Origin of the sequence: Phytobacter ursingii (assembly GCF_001022135.1) — a bacterium.
Taxonomy (GTDB): Bacteria; Pseudomonadota; Gammaproteobacteria; order Enterobacterales; family Enterobacteriaceae; genus Phytobacter; species Phytobacter ursingii.
Genome location: NZ_CP011602.1, coordinates 2,412,587 through 2,430,725, shown reverse-complemented (window position 1 = coordinate 2,430,725; position 18,139 = coordinate 2,412,587). Strand labels below are relative to the sequence as shown.

Here is an 18,139-nt window from a genome sequence, read left to right as displayed (position 1 = left end):
CCATGAATGACAAGCTGCTACTGGATGCATTTTCCGCCTTGAGTCTGGGCGTGATTGTTGTTGATGCGAACTACAGGATTACCTTGTGGAACGCGTGGTTAGAAGCACATACAGGTCGTGCGGCAAGCGAAGCCAAAGGTCAGGATTTTTTCGCCATTTTTCCGGATCTACGTAACCATCGGGTTGGCGTAGCGATTAAACAAGCGATATGTCACAACTTACCGGCACTGTTGTCGCAATCGCTGCATCGCTCACCGTTCCCACTGTTTGCGGAACCCGCGCAGCCCGGTGAGCGTTTAAGTCAGGCGATCACTATCGTCCCGTTGGGCGATGTGGAACGCTACTGCCTCATTCAGATTGTGGATGTCAGTATGGCCGTTCGCCGGGAGTCGCTGTTACGCGAACAGGCACATGTGCTGCTCTCGCAATCGCTCTCTGATGGGCTGACGGGGGTGGGCAATCGTCGCTATTTCGATTTATGCATTGCGAAAGAGTGGCGTGCCAGTAAGCGTAATAACAAACCGCTGGCGCTGTTGTTGATTGATGTGGATTACTTCAAGCGCTACAACGATCGTTATGGTCATCAGCAGGGTGATTTGTGCCTGCAACAGATAGCGGCAGCCATGCGGGGGTCGCTGTTGCGCCCTTATGACATGCTTTTCCGTTACGGCGGGGAAGAGTTTTGTGCGCTTTTACCGGAAACGCGCTCGGCCGATGCGGTCGTTGTCGCGGAAAGATTGCGCGCCAGTGTGCAGGCGCTGGGACTGCCGCATTCTGGTTCGCCGGGTGACGTCGTGAGCGTCAGCGTCGGTGTTGCCAGCCTCAACCAACGTGTGCATACAGACTATGGCAGTTTAATTCAGGCGGCGGATGACGCGCTGTACGAGGCAAAGCGTTCCGGGCGTAATATTGTTCGCGCCAGCACCGCGACCAGGAACGAGTCGTAATCCCCGCCAAACCTTCGTAGCCAGATTGAGCGGGGATGAGCATTTAACACAGGGTCTGCAACGCAGGCTCTGGTTTACTGGCAACGCGTTTTTTTACGCAGTCCCATGCTGCGTAAAAGCGTCACCGCAACACGCAGCAACGTAAAGTGGCAAAACAGGGGTTGCTGGTAATGGAGCAGGGTCAGAAACATCGCCATCCTCGGTGCTAACACCCGTTAACGAAACACGGGAAGCAGGTCAAAAACTTCAAGAATAACGGTTAAATAGACGATCCCGCCGCAGACGATAACGGTATTGAGCACGGCATTATTGCAGGGCGCTCGGTAAGCAGCTGTGGCGAAGCGTTGGCGGGCGCTTTTTACCAGGAAGGGCGGCAGGATCACGCTCCAGATGGTAAACGCCAGCCCGGCATAACCGATAGCGTGGACAAAACCATTGGGGAAAAACAGGCACACCGCCGCCGGAGGCAGGTAGGTTACCACGGCGGTTTTGCAGCGCCCGATGCCGTTATTGGGAAAATGGAACAGGTCGGCAATGTAATCAAACAGTCCGAGCGTGGCAGCCAGCAGCGAACTGGCAACGGCAAAGTTACCGAAGAACGTCAAAATCACTTCCATATAGCGGCTGGTAAAAATCCCGCCAATCGCCTCAACAAACACATCGATATTGCCGCCTTTGGCGATAATCGGCGAGAAGTCCGCACGACTGATATTGCCCATGGTCACTGCCAGCCAAAAGATATAGAGAATCAACGCAAATAACGTTCCGACGATAATGGAATTTTTAATGTGATGAATATTCTCTTTACCGTAAAGCTTCACCAGACTTGGCACATTGCCATGAAAGCCGAAAGAGATAATACAAAACGGCAGGGTCATTAACACATAGGGCAGATAGCGGGTTTGCGGCAAAGCGACGCTGGCGCTATCGATCAGGTTATCAAGATTAATCGTGCCAATCATGCCGGAAAAGGTGGCGAAGAAAGCGATAAATTTACCGAAGATCAGAACGGTGGTGATGCGGCCAACCAGCAACGAGCTATACCACGCAATCAGGCTGACAATCACACTCACCAGAATAATCGACACGGGGGAAGGCAAGGCCATCCCGCTGTATTTGGCGATCGTGTTCGATAATACCGCCGACGAGCCGGAAATATAGGCGTAGGTCAGAATATATAAAACAAAACCGAAGGCGAGGCCGACAACAAAATTCCAGCGTTTGCCGAGCAGTTCCAGGGTAAACGTATTAAAACTGGCGCCGACATCAAAATGCAGATTCACTTCCACCAGCATTAATCCGGTCATCAGCATCATCAGCGAAATGGCAATAAGGACCAGGGTGGCGCCCGGAAACCAGACGCCCGCCATCGCGATAGGCAGTGAAAACATACCGCCACCTACCACGGTAGCAATAACAAGCATGGCGCCGCTGGTCAGCCCGGCGTCACGAATCGGTTCGGATAAAGAGAGAGCCATAATAGATATTCCTGAATAAGTCTCTTACCCGTCATTATTCAGGTTGCAGAAGTATTGGCTGCAACGGGAATATTCCGGGTAGCGTTATATAAGTTTGAACATCATTTTTTATCGGCGAGAAACAAAACTGCCCCATCAGGTCATGGGGCAGGAAAACACATTAAATGTATTCAAAGCGTGCGGTAAAGAAACGCAGCTGTTTGGGCTCGTAGGTGAAACGTAAGCCGCGAATATCCTCTTTGTGTTTATACAGTTGAATAATCCCATCGGCGACGACATCCATATGCGCATAGGTGTATACGCGGCGCGGAATGGTCAGACGCACGGTCTCCAGTTTCGGTTTATGATGCTCGCCAGTCTCTTTATTGCGTCCGGCGGAGATGATGCCACGCTCCATGCTGCGCACTCCGGTTTCCACATAAATACTGGCTGCCAGGCTTTGCGCCGGGAATTCTTCCTGACTCAGATGCGGGCAGAAACGGCGGGCATCCAGGAATACCGCGTGGCCACCAACCGGCTCGACAATCGGCACGCCTGCTGCTTTCAGTTTATCGCCGAGGTAGCGTACCTGCTTAATGCGGTGCTCGATGTATTCGAACTGCATGGCTTCACGCAGGCCAATTGCCATGGCTTCCATGTCGCGTCCGGCCAGACCGCCGTAAGAGGGCATCCCTTCGTAAACCACCACCAGCTCACGCGCCTGAGAGAACAGGTCGTCATCGTTCATGCACAGGAAGCCGCCAATGTTCACCAGACAGTCTTTTTTACCGCTCATGGTGCAGCCGTCGGCATAGCTGAACATCTCATGCACGATCTCTTTGATGCTCTTGTTCTCAAAGCCTTTTTCCTGCTCTTTGATGTAATAAGCATTCTCCACGCAGCGCGTCGCATCGTAATAGACCTTGATGCCATGTGCGCTGGTGAGTTCACGCACCGCGCGCATGTTTTCCATCGAAACCGGCTGTCCACCCGCCAGGTTAACCGTCACCGCCAGGCAGATGTAAGCAATGTTTTTGGCTCCCTTTTCATCGATCAATTTCTGCAATTTATTCAGGTCGATATTGCCCTTAAACGGTACATTCAGGGTGGCGTCATGTGCTTCATCACGTACGATATCAACAAACGAGGCACCATTTTTTTCCTGATGATAACGGGTCGTCGTAAAGTACATATTGCCCGCTACATACTGCCCCGGTTTTATCGCCAGCTGTGATAACAGGTTTTCCGCACCACGGCCCTGGTGGGTCGGCACGATATGTTTAAAGCCGAACAACTCACGTACGGTGGCTTCCAGGTGATAAAAGTTGACGCTACCTGCGTAGGCTTCATCGCCCATCATCATGCCCGCCCACTGTTTGTCGCTCATGGCGTTGGTGCCGCTATCCGTCAGCAGGTCGATATACACATCTTTGGAGTTCAATAAGAAGGTGTTAAGACCTGCTTCTTCCATTTTTTTAAGACGCTCGTCACGGGGAATCATTGAGACGGTTTCAACACTTTTAATACGGAATGGTTCTGCCGGATAGATCATTTTATATCTCCAGTGAGTTCTGTAATTTAAAAAGGTATAGCGAATCGAATTCCTCCAGTTAATTCTGGAGGCGTCTTATGGTCTTTCCCTTTCCCGGGAATCATTTGGCAAACGCATCATGCGATAAAGTCATGGCAAAGTGAATAACAGAGGTTAAATTCGATTTGAGCATTTCCTTAAGTAATGTAAAACGGGTGATAAAGTTCACAATAAAAATAAAATACACTCTATTTTCAAGTGATTGCATTGGCTGGAAGGTATGCCGAAATAAACAGAAAGGCAATCATCCCATTTATTCTGGAACATTCAATGAACGACGCTTTTTTGCCGCTGTTTTGAAATGTGAACCAGCGGAGTGAAATTGAGAAATAAATCCCGTTTTAGCGTTCATTCATTTCATAAAGATCACTTGTTGTCGTAAATTTTGGTTTACGGTCAGGTTGTGTCGCAATGTTAAAGGACTGCTTTTCAGTAGGTTATAGTGATCGTGATGCGTGGAGGGTTTTGTTTTCCGTTCACAAAGTACACTGTGACAGATATCGGCACTGAAGCGAAAAAGGGGCAGGGCGCAGCCATGATGGCCGCGCAACGACAGGCATTATGCCTGGTGGGACTTACGTTCACGCAGATACTTGTAGATGGCATAGCGGGTGATACCAAGACGGGCAGCGACAATTTTAACCGCGTCTTTTAGTTCGAAAATCCCGTTATTATACAGCTGATTAACCACCTCTTTGTTTTTGAATTTGCGGGTTATCATGACGTCTTTTTGTACGCTGGCAATGACCTTATCTGCCGCTTCCATTACGACCTCATGCGGGCTGGCAGCGAAATGTTCGGTAAAAGGCATGGGGGCCTCACCGTCCGGGATCAGGGTTTCGAGCATCTGGTGAAAGGGAACCGAGAGATTGATATTGACGCAAAATAGCCCAATCGCTTTCCCTTCTTCGCCAAATAACACCGATGTCGCTGATTTAAATAATTCGCCTTTTTTATTTCGCGTAAAATAGCTCAGCGTATTATTGATGCCCGTTTTGTTGAACAATTGCAGGGTCTTAAGCCCCATATCAGTAATAGGCGAGCCGACTGTTCTGCCGGTGTGGTGGCCATTAATAATTTTATTCACCGAGGCTTTGTGATCTTCAAATGAATGCAGCACCACTTCGCAGTGTGGGCCTATCAGTCCTGCGATCATTTCTGCAAGATGGGAAAATGATTTCATGCATTCTGTATCCGCATCGGTAAATAAGCCGATATCCTTGATTGATTCATCTTTATTCATTGTTATCTCCATTGTTGATATTTTTCGCATCATATCGGGCAGCAGAAAAGGCTTAATGGGGGAAAATAAATAATATGAAGCAGATCACTTAAATAAAGTAATCTCTTTTTAATCAATGGTTTGGATTGAGCGGGGTAAATATATATTTACTGCGTGGAGGATTATTTGCAGCCGTCTTTTGAGCAAATATAAGCGCGGTGGTGAAAAAAGGGATTAAGGTACCACGGTGCTGTTTGTCTCTGATATTTATTGATGCGCGAGCATCCAATATTGATGGCTCGCACATTCCCTGAGGGCTAATGGTTTTTCTTTTCCACATGCCCAAGATCTTTATCCGGGAAGCAGTAATCCCGCACGCGGCGTTTCAGCTCAGCCGCATCCGGAAAACCGCCATCCACTTTACGGTCCCAGATAACCTTACCGTCAATATCAATGACAAAAATACCGCCCGTACCTGGCGCCAGGGTAACGGAACCTAAGTCGGTACTAAAGCTGTGAAGGAGTTCCTGCGCCATCCAGCTGGCGCGAAGCATCCAGTTGCACTGGGAGCAGTACTGTAAGGTGATAGCGGGTTTGGTTTGCATAATCGTGTTAACCAGCAAGTGTAAACGTTGGCTTAGTGTAGACAAAAGAATGCGCAAAGCGTGAAGAAATTGCGAAGTTGTTGCAACTGATAATGGTTATCATTATGATTCCGATCAAGAAAAAGAGCGAAGCCGTGTGTCCTGTGCTGACATCACCCGCTCAATAAAAAGACTGGAAGCACGGTGGGCCTGATACTAATAAATTCTAAGGCTTGCAAAATTATGGGTACATCGCAACTTTCCCGGGCACCGTTTCGTAAGAGCGCCCTGGTGACTTCACTGCTCGCAGCACTGTATCAGACCACGGTTATGGCGGCTGATACTCACGTCAAACAGACCACCCCGGCCGATACCCGGCAGGACAATGCCGAGGAGATGGTTGTTACCGCCCCTGCACCGATACTGAAAGCGGGCAACAGCCATAGGGTGAGCGCCGAGGATCTGCAAAACAAAGGCGCCAACGATTTTGGCTCAGTCATGCGCTATGAACCGCTTATTAGCGCCACCGGCGCAAGCGGAGGGTCCGGCAATGGCAAAAGCGGCTTCGACCGTGGCGGTTATACCGGATACAACATTCGCGGGCTGGAAAGTAACCGTGTCGGTATCGACGTTGACGGCATTGCGCAACCCGATGCCACCGGGCGTAGCTATGTCAGCCGCGCGGGCCTGAACACCTTTGGTATTGGCCGCGATTATATCGACCCGTATATGTACGGTGGGATTGATATTCAGTCTGGCGCCACCTCCACCGAAACCGCTAACACCTCTATCGGTGGTAACGTCTCGTTCCAGCCGAAGTCGGCAGACACTTACCTGCACCCGGGTAAGCAGACTTACTTCGGTTACCAGTCTGATTATGATTCAGCGGACCGTAGCTGGCACAATGGCCTGACGGCGGCGGGCGGCGATGAAACCCTGCGCGGTATCTTTGTTTACAGCCGCCGCGATGGTCAGCAGACCCGTAATAACAGCGGCACTATTGACGCCTACCCGGCAAACTGGCACTCCGATGCGATGCTGGCTTCCGGTATCTGGCAACCGAATGAGACACATAAATTTACCGGCACGGTCGATTACTACCACAAAACCAACCACACCCATTACGATGCGTGGAACAGCGCGGGCAGTTCCATTATCGGCAATGCCAACCAGACCAGCCAGACGCGTCGCTGGGGCGTCAGCCTGAAAGATGACTGGACGCCGGTGAATGCGTGGCTGGACAGCATGTCCACCAAAGTGTACTACCAGCATACCGAAGCTCACGACTGGACATACATGCCGGACAGCACCACGCTGTCGATGGAAACCGTTAATTCCAACTACGATACCGATACCTGGGGCATCACCAACGCGCTGACGAAAACCCTTGGGCGGCACGATTTAAGCGCCGGTTTCAACGCCAGTACCACCAAAACGCAGCGTCCGTTTAGCCAGTCGCCCATTCCGAGTGTTTTTAGCGAAATTATGCAGCCGGAAGCAGACAGCCGTGGCTACACCCTGGGGGCGTTCGCCCAGGATCAGATTAATTTCGATCTTGCCGACCATAACTTTGCGATTATCCCAGGCGTGCGCGTTGTCCATCAGTCGATGAAACCAGACAACCTCGCCAGCCTGACCAGCAACAGCCCGGTACTGGATGAGTCCGATGTTGCCACGCTGTATGGCAAAAACTCAGATACCCAGTGGCTGCCGTCGCTGACCTTCCAGTACGATCTGACTCCGCGTCTGATGACCTATCTGCAATACAAGCGTGGGGCGGAATTCCCTAACGCCAGTCAGTTGTACGGCTCCTGGAACCTGGGCTCAAACTATGCCGGGCGTGGGCAGTATGCGCTGATCGGCAATACCGACCTTAAAACCGAAACCAGCGATAACCTAGAGTGGGGGATGAAAGGCGAGGTGGTGGAAGGCGTCACCCTGCGCACCGCGCTGTTCTACAACAGCTATAAGAACTTTATCGCCTATACGCGTTACACCCGCACCGGCAACCCGGACAAGTTCACCCGCATACCGTCCAATATCTACACCACTTATCAGGCGGAAAACCGCGATAAAGCCTTTATCTATGGCGGTGAAATCAGCGCCAAATTCAATTTCGGCACCTGGTTTGAAGAGGTCAATGGCCTGAGCGCGACCCTGGCGTACGGCTATACGCAGGGCCAGTCGAAATCGAGCTATATGGGCGACAAATATATCGACCTTGATAGTGTCGCGCCGATGAAAGCCATCGCAGGCGTAGCCTGGGATGACCCGGCTAAACGTTACGGCACCGCGCTGACCGCCACCTTCGTGAAAGGAAAACAGGCCACCGCGACAACCCGCGAATCCTTCAGCAATAACGGCTCGTCCCTTGGCGATGCCAGCACCGAGTATATGCGCGTGCCGGGCTATGGCCTGCTGGACTGGACCGCGTACTGGCAGGTGGCGAAGAACGTCAAATTGCGCGGCGGCGTTTATAACATCACCGATCGCAAATACTGGGATTACCTCAACAGCCGTACCCAGGAAGAGACCACCCATCAGGATGCTTACGACAAAGCGCTGGCCGTGATGCCAGGCCGTACATGGCAACTGGGCGTCAACGTCGACTTCTGATTTTTATTCCATTTAACCTGCACCTCCGGCCTGTGCGCCGGAGGTAAATATCATAAAGGAAGCACACCCATGACCTCTTCATCGCAAGATTACGCGGCTATCTGGCAGCAGTATCAGGTATTGAAAACCGCCACGCCGGGCAAATACGCGCGCGACATCGCCACTGAGATGGGAATAAGCGAAGCGCAACTCACGTTTGCCCGCACAGGGCATGACGCCACCGCGCTGACGCATGACGCACGCGAGATCCTGAGCGCCCTCGAGTTGGTGGGGGAAACGAAGTGCATTTGTCGTAATGAATATGCGGTGCACGAACATCTGGGTCGTTTTACCAACCAGCATATCAGTGAACGTGCCGGTTTAGTGCTGAACCCACGGGCGCTCGATTTGCGCCTGTTTATCAGCCAGTGGGCCAGTGCCTTTTTTGTGCGTGACGCGAGTGCGCGCGGGGAACGCCAGAGCATCCAGTTCTTTGACCATCAGGGCGATGCGGTGCTGAAGGTCTATGCCACCGAACAGACCGATCGCGCCGCGTGGAATGATGTAGTCGGTCGTTTTAGCGCTCCGCACGTGCAGCCGCTCGCGCTGCAAGCGGTCGATGCACCCAACTACGCCCGGAATGTCGATGGCGTAGCGCTGGACAAAGCCTGGCGCGCAATGACCGATGTACATCAGTTCTTCGGCCTGCTGAAACAGCACAATATTTCACGCCAGCAGGCCTTCCGCCTGGTGGGGGATGATCTCGCCCTGCGTGTGGCGAACGATGCCCTGCCGCAACTGCTGGAAACCGTGGTGCGTGAGGGCAACGAAATCATGATTTTCGTCGGCAACCGTGGCTGCGTGCAGATCTTCACCGGCGCGCTGGAAAAGGTGACGCCGATGGCAGGCTGGATCAATATTTTCAACCCGGCCTTCACCCTGCATCTGCGCGAAGAGGCCATCGCCGAAAGCTGGGTAACTCGTAAGCCGACAGCCGACGGGCATGTCACCAGTCTCGAACTGTTTGCCGCCGATGGCACGCAGATCGCCCAGTTGTACGGCCAGCGCAGCGAAGGCCAGCCAGAACAGAGCCTGTGGCGCGCACAAATTGACACGTTGGCAGAGAAAGGAAAAGCGGCATGAAAAAATGTCTCTTTCTGCTGGCGGCGTTGCCGCTGATGGCCAACGCTGCCGTCGAACGGATTATCACGCTTGGCGGCGATGTCACGGAAATTGCCTGGGCGCTGGGGGCGGGGCCGCAGATGGTCGCGCGCGACAGCACCAGCACCTGGCCTGCTGAGGTACAAAAGCTTCCCGACGTGGGGTATGTGCGCCAGTTGAATGCCGAAGGCATCCTCTCGCTGCGCCCGACACTCGTACTGGCAAGCGCCCAGGCGCAGCCCTCGCTGGTGCTGAAAAAATGGAAGAGAACAACGTCAAGCTGGTGAGCGTGCCCGGCGGTTATGACGTGGCGGCTATTGATAAGAAAGTGGAGGTTGTCGCCGCGGCGATCGGGAAAACCGACGAAGGGGCCGTACTGCGCAAAAAACTGGATGCTGAAATCGCTGCACTACCAACGCAGCCGCTTAACAAACGCGTGCTGTTTATTCTCAGCCACGGCGGAATGGGATCGATGGTCGCAGGGCGGGAGACCGCCGCCGACGGGGCGATTCGCGCCGCAGGCTTAACCAATGCCATGCAGGGCTTTAGCCACTATCGCAACCTCTCGCAAGAGGGCGTTATCGCCAGCAAACCGGACCTGGTAGTGATTTCCGCTGACGGCGTCAAAAGCATGGGCGGGGAAGAGAATTTGTGGAAACTGCCCGGTCTTGCACAAACGCCCGCCGGGCGCAGTAAGCACCTGCTGATCGTTGATGATATCGCGCTGCTCGGTTTTGGCGTTCGCACCCCACAGGCGTTAAAAGCGCTACGCGCGAAAGCAGAGCAATTGCCGTAATGCGCCCTGTGAATCGCTATTTGTGGGGGTTGATGGCGCTGCTGGCAGGGGTAACGCTGATGGCCAGTACGGTCGGGGCGATGCAGCTCCCGCTTGCCAGCCTCTGGCACAGCGGTGATGACGCGTTGCGCCAGATTTGGCTGACCATCCGTCTGCCGCGCGTGCTGCTGGCGCTGGTGGTCGGTGCATCGCTGGCGCTTTCCGGCTGCGTGATGCAGGGGCTGTTTCGTAATCCGCTGGCCGATCCTGGCCTGTTGGGGGTCAGCAGTGGCGCGGCGCTGGCGGTCGCCTGCTGGCTGGTATTGCCGCTGACGGTTCCCGCCATTGTCGCCCTGTATGCGCCGATGCTGGCGGCATTTGTCGGTAGCGCCGGGGTGATGATGGTTATCTTTATCCTCAGCAAAACCCGCGACAGCTCGCTCTCACAACTGCTGTTGGTCGGGATTGCCATTAACGCCCTGTGCGGCGCGCTGGTGGGGGTGCTGTCATGGATCAGTAGCGATGCCCAGTTGCGCCAGCTCTCCCTGTGGGGGATGGGCGGGCTTGGGCAGGCGCAGTGGTCAACGCTTGCCGTCGCCGCTACACTGATGGCGCCGTCTGTCGCCGTGGTCTGGCGCGTAGCCGGACAGCTCAACCTGCTGCAACTGGGCGATGAAGAAGCGCATTACCTCGGGGTGAATGTGCCTGTGTTGCAGCGGTTGTTACTGCTGTGCAGCGCGCTACTGGTGGCCACCAGCGTCGCCATCAGCGGCATTATCAGCTTTATTGGCCTGGTGGTGCCCCACCTGATGCGCCTGTGGCTGGGGGCGGACCACCGGGCGCTGGTGCCCGGTTCGGTGCTGGCCGGAGCCATGCTCTTGCTGATTGCCGATACGATTGCCCGCACAGTGGTGGTACCCGCAGAAATGCCGGTGGGGTTACTCACCAGCGTGCTGGGCGCGCCGTGGTTCCTGTGGCTTATCTTCCGTCAGGGGAGGGGCGCTCATGGTTAAGTGTTTAACGGCAGAGCACCTCAGCCTGTGGGCGGGGGGGCGCCGGTTGATTAACGATGTTTCCGTCACCCTTGACGCGGGCGAACTGGTGGCGCTGATCGGTCCCAATGGCGCCGGGAAATCGACATTGCTGCGCCTGCTGACCGGGTTTTTGGCTGCCAACGAAGGCCGATGTTGCCTGGAGGGGCGCCCGTTACATGACTGGCCGCCGGAGGCGCTCTCCCGTCACCGGGCGGTGATGCTACAACAAACCCGGATGCAATTTGACTGGCCGGTTGAAGGCGTTATCGCCATGGGGCGTGCACCCTGGGGGCCTGGCCGCGAAAGTGAGATTGTGCGCAGCGTGATGGCGCTGACCGGTTGTCGCGAACTTGCGGGCCGCCGCTACAGCACCCTGTCCGGTGGGGAGCAGCAGCGTGTGCAACTGGCGCGCAGTCTGGCGCAGCTCTGGCAGGACGATGGCCCAGAGGGTTGGCTGTTTCTTGATGAACCGACCTCAGCGCTGGATCTCTACCATCAGCAGCAGTTGCTACGCCTGATGAAAAGCCTGACCCGGCGCGGAAAACTGCACGTTTGCGCGGTGCTCCACGATCTGAATCTGGCGGCGCTATGGGCAGACCGGATTTTACTGTTGCATCAGGGGAAACTGGTGGCGCAGGGTACGCCGCGGTCGGTGATTCAGAAATCGATCATCGAAAAATGGTATCAGGCGGATGTGCGGGTGGAACAGCATCCACAAAGTGAAAAACCGTATCTCTTTTTGAGCGAGTAAACACCCGGCGAGGGGACTCGCCGGGTGATGTCGGTTATAGCAGGTCGAAACGGTCGAGGTTCATCACTTTCGTCCATGCGTCGACGAAGTCAGCGACAAACTTCTCTTTGGCATCATCGCTGGCGTACACCTCGGCAAGGGCACGCAGAATCGAGTTAGAACCAAAGATCAGGTCGGCACGGGTGGCGGTGTATTTCACTTCGCCGCTGGCCCGGTCACGGCCTTCAAACAGCTCCGCTTTCTCATCAACCGGTTTCCACGCGGTACGCATATCCAGCAGGTTGACGAAGAAATCGGTGCTGAGTACGCCAACGCGGTCGGTGAAGACGCCATGCTGGCTGCCGTCGTAGTTGGCGCCGAGCGCGCGCAGGCCACCCACCAGAACGGTCATCTCCGGCGCAGTCAGCGTCAGCTGTTGCGCTTTATCAATCAGCAGCGTTTCGGTCGGCATCTCATCTGCCACGCGACGGTAGTTGCGGAAACCGTCGGCCAGCGGCTCCATCCATTTGAACGACTCCACGTCGGTCTGATCCTGACTGGCGTCAACGCGACCCGGCGTGAACGGCACGCTGATTTTCACGCCGGCATCGGCAGCCGCAAGCTCGATACCCACGCAACCTGCCAGCACAATAATGTCGGCCAGTGACGCTTTACCGGACGTCTGCTGAATACCCTGCAGTACCGGCAGTACTTTGACCGCGATGGCGTTTACTTCCCAGTCTTTCTGCGGCGCTAATGCCAGACGCGCGCCGTTGGCGCCGCCACGTTTGTCGCCGCCACGGAAAGTGGACGCTGACGCCCAGGCTACGGAAACCAGCTCGCTCACCGACAGACCCGATTCGGCAATTGCCGTTTTCAGGCTGGCAATGTCCAGATCGCTCGGTTTGTGAACGGCTGCAGGCAGCGGATCCTGCCAAATGAGGTCTTCGCTCGGCACTTCCGGACCAATGTAGCGAGATTTCGGCCCCATATCGCGGTGAGTCAGTTTGAACCAGGCGCGGGCGAAGGCTTCATTAAAGGCCTGCGGGTCGTTGAGGAAGCGACGGGAAATTTTCTCGAATTCAGGATCAAAACGCAGCGTCAGGTCCGTCACCAGCATCGTGGGTTTGCGTTTTTTCTCCGGGTGGAACGGGTCAGGAATGATGTCCGGCGCATCTTTCGCTTCAAACTGAATTGCCCCGGCCGGGCTGCGGGTCTGCACCCATTCGTATTTGAACAGGTTCTCGAAGAAGTAGTTGCTCCACTGGGTCGGCGTTTGTGTCCACACCACTTCAAGGCCTGAGGTGATGGCGTCAGCACCCGCACCGCTACCGTAGCTGCTGTGCCAGCCTAAGCCCTGAGATTCAATAGACGCCGCTTCCGGCTCGGCGCCCACATGGTCGGCGGAGGCTGCGCCGTGGGTTTTACCCAGCGTATGGCCGCCAGCAATCAGGGCGACAATCTCTTCATCGTTCATTCCCATATTGCCAAAGGTGGCGCGAATGGCCGCACCGGCGGAAGTCGGTTCGCCGCTGGCGTTAGGGCCTTCCGGGTTAACGTAAATTAACCCCATTTCGGTGGCGCCGATCGCCTGTTGGGCAAGGCTTTCCGGGTGGCGGTGCTCAAGCCAGTTTTTTTCATTCCCCCAATTTACGTCGAGATCCGGTTCCCAGACATCTTCACGGCCTGCGCCGAAACCAAAGGTACGGAACCCGGCATTTTCCAGTGCCACGTTACCGGCAAGGATGATCAAATCACCCCAGGAGATCTTCTGCCCATATTTTTGTTTCACTGGCCACAGCAGGCGGCGCGCTTTGTCGAGACTCACGTTATCCGGCCAGGAGTTGAGCGGGGCGAAACGCTGTTGTCCGCGTCCTGAACCGCCACGTCCGTCAATGGTGCGATAGGTCCCGGCACTGTGCCAGGCCATACGAATGAACAGCCCGATATAGCTACCCCAGTCAGCAGGCCACCACTCCTGAGAGTCGGTCAGCACTTTTCTGATATCGGCTTTTAGCGCGGAGTAGTCGAGTTTTTTAAACTCTTCACGATAATTGAAACTTTCACCCAGGGGATTGGAACGGTTGGAATGTTGATTAAGCAGGTCCACACGCAATTGCTCTGGCCACCAGTCACGGTTGGTGGTGACACTGCTTTTCTTCGCGGGTTTTGCGCCGCCTTCATGAAAAGGGCATTTGCCTGCGGAGGATTCCGGGGACGTATCTTCTGACATGCTCATATCTGGCTCCATTTGCACTAGTGAGTCTCGTTACGATATACACTGCTTCCAGTTAGAGGTATTTGAATGAATCTACAGATTTGATAGCCAATTCCTTTCTTATAAGCAACACAGTTTGTGGGTAATGAATAGAAAAACGGATCTTATTAACTCATCATTGATCAAGACCGTTACAAAGCGGTATTGCCCCGATCACAAGCGTGTGCCTGTTTTCGTAAAACCGCCATTTTTCAATGAATGAAATGTGCGGCGATCAACATCGGGGTGTCATATTTTTTTGTCAGGCTGTTGCGTCCAAAACGGACAAAAAAGGAAACCACGATGTCGCAAGCACTTTACGTGTTCGATCTGGACAATACGCTGATAGATGGCGATAGCAGCACCCTCTTTAGTCGTTTTCTGGTCCGCAAAGGGTATGTCAGCGACCCGGACTATTTGCAGCATGAAGAACGCCTGATGCTCGACTACGCGCGGGGGGAGATGGATCTCCACGAATATGTTGCGTTGATCATGTCTGCGCTCGTCGAACTCAGTCGTGATGATGTTGACCAACTGGTGGCGCGCTGCGTGCAGGCAGACATCCGCCCGCGTATTTATCCGCAGGCGCTTGCGCTTATCCGCGCATTGCAGGCGCAACATCAACCGATACTGATTATCTCGGCCTCCGTCAGCCTGCTGGTGAAGGCTATCGCGCCGGTGCTGGGTATCGAGCACGCCATTGGCATCGAGGTCAAAATGGATAATGACCGCTATACCGGCATCATTGACGGCACACCCAGCTATCAGGAGGGCAAAATTACCTGCCTTCACCATTGGCTGGCGGCGCAACCGCAGTACGCGGGTCCGCTGACGTTTTACACCGATTCAATCAATGATCTACCCCTGTGCCTGCGTGCCGACGAGGTCTTTCTGGTCAATCCATGTCCCCAACTGGCCGCGCAGGGAGAACAGCGCCGCTGGCCGGTATTGAACTGGCGACTGGACTAAACCGCTACGGCGCTTTATAGAGCGGAACCGGTTTGCCAGTGATATAGCGGCGTCGCAGCCAGGCGGATGCCGCATCCATCGCCATTACGACAGCCACCAGAATCAGGGTGATGAACATCACCACATCCCAGTTCCACAGGCGCATATTTTCGGCATAAATCAGGCCGATGCCGCCCGCGCCGACAAAGCCCAGCACCGCCGCCGACCGGGTATTCGATTCAATTTGATAGAGGCTGAGCGACAGAAAGGTCGGAAATGACTGAGTGAAGGTGCTAAAGCGGTGTTTTTGTAAACCGCTGGCGCCCACCGCCGTCAGCCCGCGCCCCGGTGAGCGGTCCACCGCCTCGTGGTTTTCCGCATACAAACGCCCCAGCAATCCCGTGTCCTGCATGATGATCGCCAGCACCCCGGCCAGAGGGCCAAGTCCCACCGCTCTGACAAAGATAAGTCCCCAGATAGCCATATCAATACCGCGCAGCACGTCGAACAGACGACGCATCAAAAATGCCACTGCCCCGGCAACACCGCCTCGCATAATGTTACGTGCGGCAAAGAAAGAGAGGAGTAGCGCGATAAAGGTGGCCGTCAGCGTACCGGCAAATACAATGGCGAGCGTAAGGGCAATCTGGGTGAAGTAGTAGCGAAACGGCCAGTGCATAAAGTCCTGCCAGACAAACATCCGCAGAATGTAACGGCCAATTTGCCTCATGCCGCCCAGTGCCTGATCGAGCGGGATGCCAAAGCGGGTAAAAAACCAGAGGTAATAAAGCACTCCCGCCAGGGCAATCAGACCCAGACGGCGTAAATAACGCCCCTGTGCCTGGAATAACGCCTTATGCTGCTGACGACTGAGTGCCACACTGGGTACGGCCTGCCAGTGACTCATTTTCCCCCCTCCAGAACCCACTGGCGCAGACGGCCAGACAGGGTATCCAGTGCCGCGACGACAATAATAATCAGCAGTAGCGTGATGCTGACCTGATCGTAGCGGTCGAGTTTGATATTGGTCATCAGCTCCTGGCCGATGCCCCCTGCGCCCACCAGACCGAGAATCGTGGAGGAGCGGAAGTTGATCTCAAGGCGCATAAACCCATAGGAGAGAAAAAGGGGTTTTACCTGTGGCCACAGGGCGAAGCGGATACGCTGAAAATGGCTCGCACCACAGGCGGCCAGACCACGCACAGGCCGGTCGTTTGCGCTTTCAATCGCTTCGTAGAAGAGCTTGGTCAGACTACCGACGGTATGCAGCATGAGCGCCAGAAAACCGGGGATCGCGCCAATGCCAAAGGCCATCACAAAAATAACCGCCCACGCCAGTTCTGGCATAGTCCGTAAAAAGGCCACCAGCGCACGGATACCAAAACGCACCAGCGGAGGCGACCAGGTGTTTCCTGCCGCCAGAAAGGCAAGTGCCGTTGCCGCAACAAACGATACCAGCGTGGCCGCCAGCGCCAGTTGCAGGGTTTCCCAGATAAGCGGGAGCTGTATAGGCAGACGATAGCCCCAGTAAGCCAGTGACCCACTGGTGTGGCTGTCGGCAAAGAGTGTGGATACATGCAGCGTCGGCACGGTTTCCAGCATGTAGTCGAAGAAATTCGGCAATGAATGCCAGATGGTATTCAGGTTAAATTCGGCGGCGTTTCCGGCGGAAAAATAGAGTATAAGTAACACCAGCGACCAGGCGACCGTGTCACGTTTCTGGCGCATTCTGATGTTCTGGTAATACTGCTCAAACGACGTATTCGTGTTCATGGCTAACCGGTCTTAGGCGGATACAACACTCGAACAAAAGCCCCTGCCAGTCAGCCAGGGGCTATTTTTTCAAACGCAAGTGGGCGTGAATTAACGTGCTGTCACCAGCTCACGTTTCATATCGATAATCTGTTTAAAATCGTCCACGCTGCCAGGACCGATATGCTGTGTGCCGCCCATCGCTTTGACGAAGCAGGCGTGGTTATCGGTATCCAGTTTTTTGATGGCGCTAATGACTTTGGTTTTGAAGTCAGCCGGCAGGCTGTTGCTGACCAGAATAGGGCCGTTTGGGATCAGCGGTGATTTCCAGATAATGCGGATCTGCTTCATCAGATCTGGATGATCCATACGAATCAGACGGTTAAATGCGCCCACGCTGTAGCCAGCGTTATAGTCGCCGACCATAGAAGTCCAGGTCACTGCGCCCGCAAACTGGTTGTTCAGCACGCCCAGGATGTCCTGCTCGTGGCCGCCGGAGAAGGTGACGCTGGAGAAGAAGTTGTTGTATTTGTTATCAGCATTACCACCGAACTGTTGTTTGAACGTCTGGTTCGGGATCAGGAAACCCGAAGTGGAATCCGGATCTGCAAAGCCGAACGGTTTGCCTTTCAGGTCTTCCAGTTTCTGATAAGGGCTGTCTGCTTTGACGATAACCACTGAATAATAGCCGCGCGACTGGTCTTTATCGTCCACGGCGAGACCCACAATATCTACCGCTTTCGGATTGTTGATATAGACCGAAGCATACGATGAAGGCGACATGCTCAGCACCACGTCGACTTTGCCACCCAACAAGCCCTGAATAACGCCAGAGTAGTCCGACGAGTTACGCAATTTGGTGTCGACGCCCAGTTCCTTGTCCAGAAAATCTTTAACGCACTGGTTATCGCCAATTTGCTGGGTGGCGTTCTGCCCGCCGAGGATACCCAGATTTAATTCCTTCGGTTGTTCAGCTGCGCTTACCTGCCACGCCAGCAGAAGACCTGTCATCAATGCCGATAAACGGAATGCGCCTGCAATATGCTTTTTCATTGTCATTGCCTGTGTCGTCTCAATTGAAGGAAG

General features: G+C 54.5%; 14 protein-coding genes and 1 pseudogene. 7 read left to right on the top strand and 8 right to left on the bottom strand.

Annotated features, from left to right (window positions below; all coding sequences use genetic code 11):
* Window positions 1-2: 2 nt before the first annotated feature.
* Window positions 3-947: a diguanylate cyclase gene (locus AB182_RS14865; protein ID WP_047370781.1), complete on the top strand. Its 945-nt coding sequence runs from the start codon at window positions 3-5 to the stop codon at window positions 945-947.
* Between the two features lie 215 nt (window positions 948-1,162).
* On the opposite strand, the gene AB182_RS14860 is transcribed toward AB182_RS14865, so the two are convergent.
* The 4 genes from AB182_RS14860 to AB182_RS14845 all read right to left on the bottom strand — a co-directional run bounded on the left by AB182_RS14860 (window position 1,163) and on the right by AB182_RS14845 (window position 5,822).
* Window positions 1,163-2,425 (bottom strand): aromatic amino acid transporter, encoded by a 1,263-nt coding sequence (locus tag AB182_RS14860; protein ID WP_047370780.1) that lies wholly within the window; start codon window positions 2,423-2,425, stop codon window positions 1,163-1,165.
* Between the two features lie 160 nt (window positions 2,426-2,585).
* Window positions 2,586-3,956, bottom strand: coding sequence for a tyrosine phenol-lyase (locus AB182_RS14855; protein ID WP_047370779.1), 1,371 nt, complete (start codon window positions 3,954-3,956; stop codon window positions 2,586-2,588).
* Window positions 3,957-4,554: 598 nt separating this feature from the next.
* Window positions 4,555-5,238 carry a helix-turn-helix transcriptional regulator gene (locus tag AB182_RS14850; RefSeq protein ID WP_120785391.1) on the bottom strand — a complete coding sequence of 228 codons (684 nt, stop codon included), beginning with the start codon at window positions 5,236-5,238 and terminating at the stop codon, window positions 4,555-4,557.
* A gap of 296 nt (window positions 5,239-5,534) precedes the next feature.
* On the bottom strand, window positions 5,535-5,822 hold the full coding sequence (locus tag AB182_RS14845) for a SelT/SelW/SelH family protein (protein WP_047370777.1): 288 nt from the start codon (window positions 5,820-5,822) through the stop codon (window positions 5,535-5,537).
* A gap of 222 nt (window positions 5,823-6,044) precedes the next feature.
* Here AB182_RS14845 and AB182_RS14840 point away from each other — a divergent pair, with 222 nt between their 5' ends.
* From AB182_RS14840 to AB182_RS14820, 5 genes and pseudogenes are all read left to right on the top strand, one after another.
* Window positions 6,045-8,417, top strand: a complete 2,373-nt coding sequence (locus AB182_RS14840; RefSeq protein ID WP_047370776.1) for a TonB-dependent receptor domain-containing protein — start codon at window positions 6,045-6,047, stop codon at window positions 8,415-8,417.
* A gap of 69 nt (window positions 8,418-8,486) precedes the next feature.
* A complete protein-coding gene (locus AB182_RS14835) occupies window positions 8,487-9,539 on the top strand; it encodes a hemin-degrading factor (protein ID WP_047370775.1) in 1,053 nt (350 codons plus the stop codon).
* Window positions 9,536-10,353, top strand: a pseudogene (locus AB182_RS14830) (heme/hemin ABC transporter substrate-binding protein). Before AB182_RS14835 ends, AB182_RS14830 begins: the two are co-directional and overlap by 4 nt.
* On the top strand, window positions 10,353-11,345 hold the full coding sequence (locus tag AB182_RS14825) for a FecCD family ABC transporter permease (protein WP_047370774.1): 993 nt from the start codon (window positions 10,353-10,355) through the stop codon (window positions 11,343-11,345). The pseudogene AB182_RS14830 and the gene AB182_RS14825 overlap by 1 nt, the downstream one beginning before the upstream one ends.
* On the top strand, window positions 11,338-12,117 hold the full coding sequence (locus tag AB182_RS14820; protein WP_047370773.1) for a heme ABC transporter ATP-binding protein: 780 nt from the start codon (window positions 11,338-11,340) through the stop codon (window positions 12,115-12,117). The genes AB182_RS14825 and AB182_RS14820 overlap by 8 nt, the downstream gene beginning before the upstream one ends.
* A 34-nt stretch (window positions 12,118-12,151) precedes the next feature.
* Here the strand turns inward: AB182_RS14820 and katG are convergent, their stop codons facing one another.
* Window positions 12,152-14,335, bottom strand: coding sequence for a catalase/peroxidase HPI (gene katG, locus AB182_RS14815; RefSeq protein WP_047370772.1), 2,184 nt, complete (start codon window positions 14,333-14,335; stop codon window positions 12,152-12,154).
* A gap of 321 nt (window positions 14,336-14,656) precedes the next feature.
* Between katG and AB182_RS14810 the strand changes: the two genes are divergently transcribed.
* Window positions 14,657-15,322, top strand: coding sequence for an HAD family hydrolase (locus AB182_RS14810; RefSeq protein ID WP_047370771.1), 666 nt, complete (start codon window positions 14,657-14,659; stop codon window positions 15,320-15,322).
* A 4-nt stretch (window positions 15,323-15,326) separates the two neighbouring features.
* Here the strand turns inward: AB182_RS14810 and phnE (AB182_RS14805) are convergent, their stop codons facing one another.
* From phnE (AB182_RS14805) to phnD, 3 genes are all read right to left on the bottom strand, one after another.
* The gene (gene phnE / locus AB182_RS14805; RefSeq protein ID WP_047370770.1) at window positions 15,327-16,208 is read right to left on the bottom strand and encodes a phosphonate ABC transporter, permease protein PhnE; all 882 of its coding nucleotides are present in this window, start codon (window positions 16,206-16,208) and stop codon (window positions 15,327-15,329) included.
* On the bottom strand, window positions 16,205-17,074 hold the full coding sequence (gene phnE, locus AB182_RS14800; RefSeq protein WP_047370769.1) for a phosphonate ABC transporter, permease protein PhnE: 870 nt from the start codon (window positions 17,072-17,074) through the stop codon (window positions 16,205-16,207). The genes phnE (AB182_RS14805) and phnE (AB182_RS14800) overlap by 4 nt, the downstream gene beginning before the upstream one ends.
* Window positions 17,075-17,164: 90 nt before the next feature.
* Window positions 17,165-18,106 (bottom strand): phosphonate ABC transporter substrate-binding protein, encoded by a 942-nt coding sequence (gene phnD, locus AB182_RS14795; protein ID WP_047370768.1) that lies wholly within the window; start codon window positions 18,104-18,106, stop codon window positions 17,165-17,167.
* Window positions 18,107-18,139: the final 33 nt, after the last annotated feature.

Excerpts from the sequence above, each read along its gene's own strand:
- AB182_RS14810 (WP_047370771.1), top strand. The coding sequence starts at position 14,657 with ATGTCGCAAGCACTTTACGTGTTCGATCTGGACAATACGCTGATAGAT.
- AB182_RS14825 (WP_047370774.1), top strand. The coding sequence starts at position 10,353 with ATGCGCCCTGTGAATCGCTATTTGTGGGGGTTGATGGCGCTGCTGGCA.
- AB182_RS14840 (WP_047370776.1), top strand. The coding sequence starts at position 6,045 with ATGGGTACATCGCAACTTTCCCGGGCACCGTTTCGTAAGAGCGCCCTG.
- AB182_RS14845 (WP_047370777.1), bottom strand. The coding sequence starts at position 5,822 with ATGCAAACCAAACCCGCTATCACCTTACAGTACTGCTCCCAGTGCAAC.
- AB182_RS14855 (WP_047370779.1), bottom strand. The coding sequence starts at position 3,956 with ATGATCTATCCGGCAGAACCATTCCGTATTAAAAGTGTTGAAACCGTC.
- katG (WP_047370772.1), bottom strand. The coding sequence starts at position 14,335 with ATGAGCATGTCAGAAGATACGTCCCCGGAATCCTCCGCAGGCAAATGC.
- AB182_RS14865 (WP_047370781.1), top strand. The coding sequence starts at position 3 with ATGAATGACAAGCTGCTACTGGATGCATTTTCCGCCTTGAGTCTGGGC.
- phnE (WP_047370770.1), bottom strand. The coding sequence starts at position 16,208 with ATGAGTCACTGGCAGGCCGTACCCAGTGTGGCACTCAGTCGTCAGCAG.
- phnE (WP_047370769.1), bottom strand. The coding sequence starts at position 17,074 with ATGAACACGAATACGTCGTTTGAGCAGTATTACCAGAACATCAGAATG.
- AB182_RS14835 (WP_047370775.1), top strand. The coding sequence starts at position 8,487 with ATGACCTCTTCATCGCAAGATTACGCGGCTATCTGGCAGCAGTATCAG.
- phnD (WP_047370768.1), bottom strand. The coding sequence starts at position 18,106 with ATGAAAAAGCATATTGCAGGCGCATTCCGTTTATCGGCATTGATGACA.
- AB182_RS14850 (WP_120785391.1), bottom strand. The coding sequence starts at position 5,238 with ATGAATAAAGATGAATCAATCAAGGATATCGGCTTATTTACCGATGCG.
- AB182_RS14860 (WP_047370780.1), bottom strand. The coding sequence starts at position 2,425 with ATGGCTCTCTCTTTATCCGAACCGATTCGTGACGCCGGGCTGACCAGC.
- AB182_RS14820 (WP_047370773.1), top strand. The coding sequence starts at position 11,338 with ATGGTTAAGTGTTTAACGGCAGAGCACCTCAGCCTGTGGGCGGGGGGG.